Annotated in this window: 11 protein-coding genes; 6 read left to right on the top strand and 5 right to left on the bottom strand. The window is 73.5% G+C overall.

The window, feature by feature from the left end; translation table 11 throughout:
* Positions 1–439, top strand: a 439-nt coding sequence (locus JWR81_RS27545; protein ID WP_367278866.1) for a shikimate dehydrogenase, incomplete at its 5' end; no start/stop codon positions are given.
* 66 nt (positions 440–505) lie between these two features.
* On the opposite strand, the gene JWR81_RS27540 is transcribed toward JWR81_RS27545, so the two are convergent.
* Complete coding sequence (locus JWR81_RS27540; RefSeq protein WP_297659199.1) at positions 506–1084, bottom strand: trans-aconitate 2-methyltransferase; 579 nt, start codon at positions 1082–1084, stop codon at positions 506–508.
* A gap of 195 nt (positions 1085–1279) precedes the next feature.
* Between JWR81_RS27540 and JWR81_RS27535 the strand changes: the two genes are divergently transcribed.
* From JWR81_RS27535 to JWR81_RS27525, 3 genes are all read left to right on the top strand, one after another.
* Positions 1280–2650, top strand: coding sequence for a PLP-dependent cysteine synthase family protein (locus JWR81_RS27535; RefSeq protein ID WP_297659197.1), 1371 nt, complete (start codon positions 1280–1282; stop codon positions 2648–2650).
* 8 nt (positions 2651–2658) lie between these two features.
* Positions 2659–3363: a DsbA family oxidoreductase gene (locus JWR81_RS27530; protein ID WP_297659194.1), complete on the top strand. Its 705-nt coding sequence runs from the start codon at positions 2659–2661 to the stop codon at positions 3361–3363.
* 167 nt (positions 3364–3530) lie between these two features.
* Positions 3531–3848: a putative quinol monooxygenase gene (locus JWR81_RS27525; RefSeq protein WP_297659192.1), complete on the top strand. Its 318-nt coding sequence runs from the start codon at positions 3531–3533 to the stop codon at positions 3846–3848.
* 23 nt (positions 3849–3871) lie between these two features.
* On the opposite strand, the gene JWR81_RS27520 is transcribed toward JWR81_RS27525, so the two are convergent.
* Together JWR81_RS27520 and ilvD are read right to left on the bottom strand one after the other, a co-directional pair.
* Positions 3872–4384, bottom strand: coding sequence for a hypothetical protein (locus JWR81_RS27520; protein ID WP_297659190.1), 513 nt, complete (start codon positions 4382–4384; stop codon positions 3872–3874).
* Positions 4385–4465: 81 nt separating this feature from the next.
* Positions 4466–6154, bottom strand: a complete 1689-nt coding sequence (gene ilvD, locus JWR81_RS27515) for a dihydroxy-acid dehydratase (RefSeq protein ID WP_297659188.1) — start codon at positions 6152–6154, stop codon at positions 4466–4468.
* A 146-nt stretch (positions 6155–6300) separates the two neighbouring features.
* On the opposite strand from ilvD, the gene JWR81_RS27510 reads away from it, so the two are divergent.
* Positions 6301–6780, top strand: coding sequence for a L,D-transpeptidase (locus JWR81_RS27510; protein ID WP_297659186.1), 480 nt, complete (start codon positions 6301–6303; stop codon positions 6778–6780).
* A gap of 44 nt (positions 6781–6824) precedes the next feature.
* Here JWR81_RS27510 and JWR81_RS27505 read toward each other — a convergent pair whose 3' ends face one another.
* Both JWR81_RS27505 and JWR81_RS27500 read right to left on the bottom strand, forming a co-directional pair.
* Positions 6825–7331 (bottom strand): hypothetical protein, encoded by a 507-nt coding sequence (locus JWR81_RS27505; protein WP_297659184.1) that lies wholly within the window; start codon positions 7329–7331, stop codon positions 6825–6827.
* Positions 7332–7563: 232 nt separating this feature from the next.
* Entirely contained in the window at positions 7564–9351 is a 1788-nt protein-coding gene (locus JWR81_RS27500) for a DEAD/DEAH box helicase (protein ID WP_297659182.1), read from the bottom strand.
* Positions 9352–9578: 227 nt separating this feature from the next.
* Between JWR81_RS27500 and JWR81_RS27495 the strand changes: the two genes are divergently transcribed.
* On the top strand, positions 9579–10334 hold the full coding sequence (locus tag JWR81_RS27495; protein ID WP_297659180.1) for a tyrosine-protein phosphatase: 756 nt from the start codon (positions 9579–9581) through the stop codon (positions 10332–10334).
* Positions 10335–10587 lie beyond the last annotated feature (253 nt).

Below are 10587 nucleotides of genomic sequence, written 5' to 3'. Positions count from 1 at the left end.
GCAGGCCGCCCTCGCCGCCCTGCGTGACCTGGGCGTCGACGACGTCACGGTGCTGGTCCGCAACCCCGCCCGGGCGGCGGAGCTGAGGGCCACGGCCGAGCGGCTGGGCGTCTCCCCCGTGGTCGACGACGCCCTCACCGACGCCGCCCGCGCCGCGACCGTCCTCGAGAAGGCCGACGTCGTGATCTCGACGCTGCCCGGCGGCGCCGCCGACGCCCTGGCCGGAACGGGTGCGGGCGCGATCGTGCTGGACGTCGTCTACGCGCCGTGGCCCACCCCGTTCGCGGCGACGGCGCAGGCCGGCGGGGCGCGGGTCGTCAGCGGGCTGGAGATGCTGCTGCACCAGGCCGTGGCGCAGGTGGAGCTGATGACCGGCAGGCCCGGCCCGGTCGACGCGATGCGCGAGGCCCTCGACGCGGCGGTGGCCGAGCGGACGTGACCACGCACCCACCCTCGGCGCGGGCGGCGGGGATCGGCGGGGATGCACAGGGGTCCGGCCGGCTCGTCAGCCGAGCCGATGCACGGATACCACGTAGTTCCCGTCGTCATACGGCTGACGGTCCCAGGTCGCGAACCGGTCCTCGACGGTGAGGCCCGCGGCGGCGCACCACCCGTCGTACTCGGCGAGTGTCGGCCAGCCGTCCTGCAGCTGGAACCCGGCGACCACCCGGCCGCCCGGAACGAGATGGCGGGCACACGCCGCCACCGCAGCGGCCCGGCGCTCGGCCGCCACGTACGGCACGACGTTGCCGGCCAGCGCCACGACGTCGAACCGCTGCGCCCGGTCGAGATCGGCGAGGTCGGCGGCCAGCCAGTCCAGCTCCGGGGCCTTGGTTCGCGCCGCCGCGATCATGTCCGGGTCCGCGTCGACGCCCAGCACCACGACGCCGCGACGTGCGAGCTCGATGCCCACCCGTCCGGTGCCGCATCCGCCGTCGAGCACCGACGCCGGCCGGTAGGACGCGATGAGGTCGGCCTCACCGTGGGGGTTCTCCCCGGCTGCGGCCATCTGCGCCCAGCGTTCGTCGTAGCGGTCGAGGTCGACCTGGTCGCGCCAGCGGGACCAGTCGTCGGGCAGCGGCATGGCCGACAGGCTACGGCCGCCGATCCGTGCCGATCCGCGCAGCGGACCGTGCCGACTCGCGCACCGATTCGTGTCGGCTCGCGCACCGATCTGTGCCGACTCGCGCGGGGCGCGGCTCCGCCGCGCGCAAACCCGTGCGGTGCCGATCGAGCCCGCCGGGCTGTGCCGGGCCGCGCGGTGGGGCACGATCAGGACGTGGACGTTCACGAGTCGCTGCTCGACGCCGTCGGCGGCACGCCGCTGATCCGGCTCAACCGGATCACCGAGGGGCTGGCCGCGCAGGTCTGGGTGAAGGTGGAGTTCACCAACCCGGGCGGGAGCGTGAAGGATCGCGCCGCGCTGTCGATGGTGCGCGAGGCGGAGCGGCTCGGGGACCTCCGTCCGGGCGGCGTGATCGTCGAGGGCTCGTCGGGCAACACCGGCGTCGGGCTCGCCATGGTGGCCGCACAGTGCGGTTACCAGGCGGTCGTCGTGGTGCCCAACACGATCGCCCGCGAGAAGATCGCCCTGCTCAAGGCCTACGGCGCCCGGGTGGTGCCCACCGAGAGCAAGGTGCCCCGCGAGCACCCCGAGCACGTCAACGTCATGGCCCGCCGCATCGCGGGCGAGACACCCGGCGGTTGGTACGCCAACCAGTACGACAACCCCGCCAACCCGCGCATCCACGAGCTCACGACGGGCCCCGAGATCTGGGAGCAGACGGGCGGGCGCGTCACGCACCTCGTCGCGGGCGTCGGCACCGGCGGCACGATCAGCGGCACCGGCCGCTACCTCAAGCAGCACGGCGTGACGGTCGTCGGCGTCGACCCCGAGTCGTCGGCCTACGCCGGCGGCGACGGCAGCCCGTACTTCGTCGAGAGCGTCGGGCACTACGTCCACCCCGCCACGGTGGACGACGCGTGGCCGGAGTCCTACGACCAGGGCGTCGTCGACCGCTTCGAGCGCATCCCCGACCGCGAGTCCCTCACCGTGACGCGCCGCCTGGCCCGCGAGGAGGGCCTGCTCGTCGGCGGTTCGGCGGGCACCGCGGTGGCCGGGGCGCTGCGGGTGGCCGCGGAGCTCGGACCCGACGACGTCGTGGTCGCGGTGCTGCCCGACTCCGGGCGCAACTACCTCTCCAAGTACTTCGACGACGAGTGGATGGCCCACCTCGGCTTCCTCGACGCGGCCGAGGGTCCGTTCGTCCGCGACGTCGTCACGACACGGGGGCTCGCGGTGGCCCACCCCGGCCACACCGTCGGGGCCGTCGCCGAGCAGGACGCGGCGCTGGTCGCCGTGGTCACCGCCCGCGCCTCCGACGCCCCGACGCGCTCCTCCCCCGAGGTGCTGGGCGCCGTCGTCCCCGAGGAGCTGCGGCGGCTGGTGAGGGACGACCCGGAGCGTGCGGGCGACGACGTGGCCGACCACGCGAGCGGACCGCCCGCGGCCGTCGGCGCCGGGGAGAACCTGGCCGACGCCCGCGCCCGCATCGACGGCGACACGCCGGTCCTCGTGCTCGTCGACGGCCGGGCGGTGGCACTGGTCCCCCGCGCGGAGCTGGAACAAGGTCCCCGCCCGATCGGTTGATCCCTCACATGAAGGTGGAGATCTGGTCCGACGTCGTGTGTCCCTGGTGCGCCATCGGCAAGCGCCGCTTCGAGAAGGCGCTGGAGGGGTTCGCGCACCGCGATGATGTGGAGGTCCGGTGGCGCAGCTTCGAGCTCGACCCCGCCTCGCCCCGTGAGCGCGAGGGCACACTCACCGCGCACCTCGCCGAGAAGTACGGCGTGTCCGTCGAGCAGGCCGAGGGCATGCACGCGCAGATGACCGAGACCGCCGCACAGGACGGCCTCGACTTCCACTTCGAGCGCGCCCGCGGCGGCAACACCCTGGACGCCCACCGCCTCATCCACCTGGGCGCCGAGCACGGCATCCAGGACGCGGTGAAGGAGCGCTTCTTCCAGGCGTACCTCACCGAGGGCGAGCGCATCGGCGACCCCGAGACGCTGGTCCGCCTCGGCGCCGAGGCCGGGCTGGACGAGGACGAGGCCCGCGCCGTGCTGGCGTCGGACCGCTTCACCGCCGACGTCCGCGCCGACGAGCGCCAGGCCCAGGCCTACGGCATCACGGGCGTGCCGTTCTACGTGATCGACGAGAAGTACGGCGTGTCCGGCGCCCAGCCCGCCGACGCGCTGCGCCAGGTGCTGGACCAGGCCTGGGCCGAGTCGCACCCGGTCCAGGTGCTCACCCCGGCCGGTGGCCAGGGCGAGGCCTGCGCCGACGGCAGCTGCGCGGTCTGACCCGACGCGGCCACCGTCCGTGGCCGGCTCAGGCACCGCTCCGTTTCGACTCGCGCGCCAGGCTGTGTCGACCCGGGTGGCGTGGTGCCCACCACATCTTCGCGGGTCGGCCTCCGGCCGTTCGGACTACGGTGATCACGTTCACCGCCGAGCCCCGAGGAGCACCCATGACCGTTCCCGCCGACGACAACCGCGACCTGCTCACCGTCGTCGCGACGATCACCGCGAAGCCCGGCAACGAGCAGCAGGTCAAGGACCTGCTCAACTCGTTCATCGAGCCGAGCCGTGCGGATCGGGGCAACGTCGCCTACACCCTGCACCAGGGCGCCGACGACCCCGCCACGTTCGTCTTCTACGAGGTCTGGGAGAGCAAGGAACTGCTCGGGGAGCACCTCGCGAGCCCGGTACTGCAGGAGGGGCTCGCCGCGCTCGGCCCACTCGTCGCGGGCCCTCCCGTCATCGTGCCGCTGAACCGCATCGCGTGAGGCCGCGCCGGTGACGGGCCGCGCTACAGCAGGCCGCTCGTCACCGGCGGTGCGCCGGCGTCCAGCGCCTCGAGCCACGCGATGTCGCCGTCGGCGTACACCGCGACGGTTCCGGCCACCAGCCAGATCAGCGTGGCCAGGAAGTCGTCCTGCAGCGCGGCCCGGTAGGAAGTGATCTCGCCCGCCCCGGCCTCGCTCTCCAGCACGGGAGCGGTGTAGCGCGCCCGCGCCCGGTAGCGCTTGCCCAGGTTCTCCTCGATCCAGGCGAGCACCTCGCCGACACGCTGCGGCCGGTCGGCCAGCCGGTCGCGGGCCAGACCGAGCCAGCGCGACAGCGTCAGCGTGGCCAGCAGCTGGGCCGGGCCGCTGGTGCTGCCGGGCGCGGCGCTGCGGTCGATGGAGAGAAACTCCCCCACCGCCTCCCGCGCGCGGTCGGGCACCCGGTCGGTGATCGTGGCCTCCACGGCCCGGCGGAGCAGCCCGCCGATCGCCTCGGCGGCCTCCTCGACCTCCTGGATCTCCCTCTTTCCCACCATGCGCCGAACTCTAGGCCGCGCCGGCACGCGGATCGTGCGCGGATGGCAGTGCCCTGGCACTGCCATCCGCGCACGGGGGCGTCAGCTGCAGACCGCTCCCTGCGCCGCCGAGCCCACGAGCTTGGAGTACTTGCCGAGCACGCCCCGGCGCAGCTCCGGGTCCGGGGTCGGCGGGGTCCAGCCCTCGCGACGGCGGGCCAGCTCCGCGTCGTCGACGAGGAGGTCGAGCGTGCGCGAGGCGACGTCGAGCACGATCCGGTCGCCGTCGCGGACGAACGCGATGGGCCCTCCGTCGACCGCCTCGGGCGCGACGTGCCCGACGCACAGCCCGGTGGTGGCGCCGGAGAAGCGGCCGTCGGTGAGCAGCAGGACGTCCTTGCCCAGGCCCGCGCCCTTGATGGCGCCGGTGACGGCGAGCATCTCCCGCATGCCCGGCCCGCCCTTCGGGCCCTCGTAGCGGATCACCACGACGTCGCCGGGCTGCAGCGTGCCGTCGGAGACGGCGTCCATCCCACCCTGCTCGCCGTCGAACACCCGGGCGGTGCCCTCGAAGCGCGTGGAGTCGAACCCGGCGCTCTTGACGACCGCGCCCTCGGGCGCGAGCGAGCCGCGCAGGATGGTGATGCCGCCGGTGGGGTGGATGGGGTCGTGGAGCGTCCGCAGGATGTCTCCGTCGAGGCCGGGCGGGTCGATGGTCGCCAGGTTCTCCGCGACCGTGGAGCCGGTGCAGGTCAGTGCGTCGCCGTGCAGCAGCCCTGCCTCGAGCAGCGCCTTCATGACCACGGGCACGCCGCCGACCTGGTCGACCGTGCTCATCACGTACCGCCCGAACGGCTTGACGTCGGCCAGGTGCGGCACGCGCTCGCCGATGCGCGTGAAGTCGTCGAGCTCAAGCGGCACGCCCGCCTCCCACGCGATGGCCAGGAGGTGCAGCACCGCGTTGGTGGACCCGCCGAACGCCATCACCACGGCGATCGCGTTCTCGAACGCCTGCTTGGTCATGATCTGCCGCGCGGTGATGCCCTTCTCGATCATCCCGATCACGGCCTCGCCGGACGCGCGGGCGATGCCGTCGCGCCGCCGGTCGACCGCTGGCGGCGCGGCCGACCCGGGCAGCGCCATCCCCAGCGCCTCGGCCGCGCTGGCCATCGTGTTGGCCGTGTACATGCCGCCGCACGCGCCCTCGCCGGGGCAGATCGCCCGCTCGATGGCGTCGACCTCCTCGCGGCTGATCAGGCCCCGCGCACACGCCCCGACGGCCTCGAACGCGTCGGCGATGTTGACCTCCCGGTCACCGATGTGGCCGGGCAGGATCGACCCGGCGTAGACGAAGACCGCGGCGAGGTCGAGCCTCGCTGCGGCCATCAGCATCCCGGGCAGGCTCTTGTCACACCCCGCGAGCAGCACGGTGCCGTCGAGGCGTTCGGCCTGCACGACGGTCTCGACGGAGTCGGCGATGATCTCGCGGCTGACGAGCGACCAGTGCATCCCCACGTGGCCCATCGAGATGCCGTCGGAGACGGAGATCGTGCCGAACTCCATCGGGAACCCGCCCGCCCGGTGCACGCCCTCCTTCGCGGCGATGCCGAGGCGCTGCAGCGACAGGTTGCACGGGGTGATCTCGTTCCAGCTCGACGCGATGCCGATCTGCGGCTTGCGGAAGTCCTCGTCGCGCATCCCGACGGCGCGGAGCATCCCGCGTGCGGCGGTGCGCTCCAGGCCGTCCGTGACCTCGAAGCTACGGGGTTTGAGGTTCGGGCTGTCCGTCATCGGGCCACTGTCCCGCACGCGGCTCCTACCCGCGACGGCCGCACCCGGAACGACCCATCCCGTCACTAAAAGGACCGGTTCGGTTCCGCACCGTCACCACCACCGCCGTGCCTCGTTGCGCGGTCGGGGCACTCGAGAGGACAGGTATGACGCGCACGACACGGCGGCTGGGACGGACTGCGACGCTGGTCGCCATCGGGACGACAGCGGCGCTCGCACTCGCAGGAACGGCACTGGCCGAGGGCAGCGGGAACGGCGACGACGGTCTCGTCGACGGCACGCCCTGCACGTACACGGCGCGAGCCTGTGTCGACCTCGCGACGAACACCGCGTGGCTCATCCACGACGGCAGCGTCACCCGCGGGCCCGTCGGCGTCAGCCACGGCGGCCACGGCGAGGAAACCCCCACCGGTCTCTTCCACGTGCAGTGGAAGGACCAGAACCACAGGAGCGCGGAGTTCAACAACGCGCCCATGCCCTTCTCGGTGTTCTTCGCCGACGGCGGTATCGCCTTCCACGAGGGCAACCCCAAGAACCCGTCGGCCGGTTGCGTGCACCTGAGCCACGACGACGCCGTCGCGTGGTTCAACGACCTGCAGGTGGGCGACGAGGTGCAGATCCACTGAGTCCGGCGACGCGGCCCCGCACGGGGGCCGCGTGCCGGGGGATCTCAGCCGCGCACCTCAACGGTGGTCCGCATCCAAGGGTGGATCAGGCACTGGAACGTGTGCACGCCGGGGCTCAGGCCGGCGACGTCCAGCGCGGCGCCCGGCGGCAGGAACGTCGTGGCCGGGTCGCCGATCGGCAGCGCCGCCGGCGTGCCGTCCGGCAGCGCCGCGTCGAGCGGGGCGATCCCCACGGTCCCGAAGCGGGACACCTCGGTGAAGGAGTGCACCTCCCCGCCGGTGTTGCTGACGTGGAGGGCCTCACCGCGGTCGATGTGGGTGTCCTTCCGCGAGAAGTTCCATGCGCCGTGGCCGCCGTCATGCGGATTCGCCCTCGCGAGGAACGCCGCGAACGTCACCGTCCCGTCGCGCGTGGACACGCAGGAACCCGCCCCGAGCGCGGCGTCGAAGGTCACCGGGTCGCACCGGTCCTGGACCTGGATCTGGGTGCGACCGCTCGCCGTGGCGGCGGGTGCGGCGAGCACCCCGGCCGTGGCCAGGCCGGCCGCCATCAGGAGTACCGCTCGCCGTCGTGTCCTGTTCCGTTCCACGCAGATCGCCTCCGCCAGTCGACGGGACCCAGCATCCCGGAGGCGACATAAGTGAGCTACGCCCCATTTTGGGTAGGCCATCTGCCGGCGCCGCCCTGTACGACGACGGGGCCGCACCTCCGCCCGGGTGAGCGGTGGTGCGGCCCCGTCGTCTGCGCGGGTCAGTTCTGTGGGCGGATCAGTTCTTGGTGGATCAGTCCCTGCGGGGGCGCCCGCCACCGGCGCCTGCGCCCGCGAAGCCGCGGTCGCGCCGGACGTTGGCCCGGCGGCCCTTGAGGGTGGTGGTGCCCTTGAGGCTGCGCAGCACGTCGTCGGCGGCGTGCTCCGGAATCTCCACCAGCGCGTGACGCTCGTGGATCTGGATGGCCCCGATGTCGCGCCCCGTCAGGTTCGACTCGTTGGCCAGCGCACCCACGATGTCCTGCGGGCGGACGCCGCTGGCGCGACCGGCGTTGACGAACAGCCGCGTGGTGCCGGCCTTCGGCGGGCGGGTGCCGGCGGCCGCGCCGCCACGGCTGCGGGTGTCCCGGTCGCGCGGACCGGACAAGCGTCCGGGCGTGATGACGGGGATGTCCTCGCCGTCGTCGGGGGAACCGGCGGCCTCGGTCATGAGCCGGACCGCGGCGGCCGCGACGTCGACGGCGCCGAAGTCGCCGGCGAGCCCGACGAGCATGGCCCGCACGCCGTCGGGGTCGACCGGTTCGGCGGTCGCGTCGGCGGAGGACGCGTCCAGGTCGGCGACGAGCTTCTCCCGCAGCGTCGCCCCCGTGCGCTCGAGGCGCGCGGCCCGCAGGTCGGCGGCGGTGGGCACCGGCGCGAACTCGACGGGCTGCCCGGTGAGCCGCTCGACGGCGCGCATCGCGTGCACCTTCGACGGCGGCACCAGCGTGATCGCGACGCCCTCGCGCCCGGCCCGGCCGACGCGGCCGATGCGGTGCACGTACGCCTCGGACGACTGGGGCACGTCGTGGTTGACGACGTGCGTGAGCAGGTCGATGTCCAGGCCGCGGGCCGCGACGTCGGTGGCGACGAGCAGTTCGGTGCGGCCACTGCGCAGGCGCTCGACCACGCGGGTGCGGTGCTCCTGGTCCATGCCGCCGTGCAGCGCCTCGGCGCGCAGGCCGCGGCCCGTCAGCGTCTCGGTGACGGCGTCGACGTCGAGGCGGGTGCGGCAGAAGACGATGGCGGCGGTGGGCCGCTCGGCCTCCAGCACGCGCCCGAGCGCGGCGGTGGTGTGGGTGCGCGGCACGAGGTACGCGGTCTGGCGGACCTTGGGGGCCTCGCCCTCCGGCACGGCCTCGCGGCGGATCCGGATGGTGACCGGCTCGCGCAGGTACTTCTGCGCGAGGGTCTCGATGCGGCGCGGCATGGTGGCGCTGAACAGCACAGCCTGCCGGGTGTCGGGGGTGGCGTCGAGGAGGGTCTCGATGTCCTCGACGAAGCCCATGTCGAGCATCTCGTCGGCCTCGTCGAGCACGATCATCTCGAGGTCGTCGAGCTTGAGGGCGCCGCGGTTGGAGAGGTCGATGGCGCGGCCGGGAGTGGCCACGACGACGTCGACGCCCTGGTGCAGCGCCTTGAGCTGCGGACCGACCGGCGCGCCGCCGTACACGGTGAGGACGCGGGCGTTCAGGTGCGAGCCGTAGCGGGTGACGGCCTCGGACACCTGCAGCGCGAGCTCGCGGGTGGGGGCCAGGATCAGGCCGAACGGGGAGGCGCCGCGGACGCGCTCGGGCCGCAGCTCGGCCATGCGCTCGAGCATGGGCAGCGCGAAGGCGGCCGTCTTGCCGGTGCCGGTGGCGGCCTGGCCGAGCAGGTCGCGGCCCTCCACCAGCGGGCGGATGGACTGCTCCTGGATCGGGCTCGGCGAGGTGTAGCCCAGCTCGTCGACGACGGCCAGGAGCTCCGCGCGGAGCGGGAGGTCGGAGAAGGTGGGGAGGTTGATCTCGTGCTCGTTCAGGGTCCCAGAAGGGATCGTCACAGTAGATCTTTCGTCGCAGTGAGCGGGAACACGAGTCCGTGATCCCGCGGCGAGCCCGCGGGCCCTCTGCACGAAATCTGCCTGGCCGATGCGGTCTCCGGGGGGTGTCAACGCACCACCTGACTCATATAGTCCCAGGTGACGGGGCTCACCACGACACCGGGTCGTCATGAGTCGCTGATCACCATGTTGCCCGGCGTTCACCTGACGCGGTGATCCTCGGTGGAGTGACGACGAACCCCTCCCCCGCCGCTGGGTCCGCTATCGACGGACCGGCGAACCTGCGTGACGTGCGGGGCCTGCGCACCCACGACGGCCGCATCGTCCGGCGCGGTGTGCTCTACCGCAGCGAGGCGCTGCGGTCCCGCAGCATCGATGGCGTCGGCAGCAACGACGTCGCGATCTGGCCTCCCACTACCGTGATCGACCTGCGCGCTCCCGAGGAGCACCTCACCGCGCATCCGCTCGACGTCGACGGCACCGTCGTGCACTCCGTCCCGCTGGGCGTGAGCCTGGCGCCCGCGCTGGCCGCGGTGCGCGACGACCATCCCGATCTCGCCCTCGCCTACCGGCACCTGGCGAAGGACGCGGCCGGGGAGATCGCCCGGATCGTCGGCCTCGTGGCCCGTGCCGACGGCCCGGTGCTCGTGCACTGCACCGCGGGCAAGGACCGCACCGGCATCGTCGTGGCGGTGCTGCTGCGCGCCGTCGGGGTGCGCCACGAGGACGTCATGGCCGACTACCTGCGCACCGAGGCCAACCTGCCCCGGCTGTGGGCCGCGCTGACCGCGGCGGGCGTGCCGTCGCCGCGCAACAGCGCGCTGCTGGGCGTGCAGGCCGAGGCGCTTGAGGGCGTGCTCGACGACGTCGACGCCACCGAGGGCGGTACCGCGGGCTGGCTCGTGGAGCACGGGGTGGATCCCGCCGACATCGAGCGGCTCTCGGCCCGCCTGCTCAGCGCGGTGTACGCGCCGGCGGCGTGACGCGAGGGAGCCCCCGCTGGTAGGCCGGTCGCCCGCCCCGGTGCGGTCGGCGGGGACGAGCCTGGTCGGCGCGGCGGCCATCCACAACGCCGACGACAACGCCGACGAGGGGGGATGAGCCCCAGGTGTGTTCGGCCGGCGGGCATCGCCGTACGCGGCGCGTCACCGCTTCGGGAGGAGCTTGTCCGTCCACAGCGGACGACGAGAGGCGAAGGCAAGTGGCTACCCACTCCTTGCCACTCTCAACGTATAG

The organism is Pseudonocardia sp. (assembly GCF_025965585.1).
GTDB lineage: Bacteria > Actinomycetota > Actinomycetes > Mycobacteriales > Pseudonocardiaceae > Pseudonocardia.
Note: the sequence above shows the minus strand (reverse complement) of the source record. Positions and strands in the feature narration are given on the sequence as shown.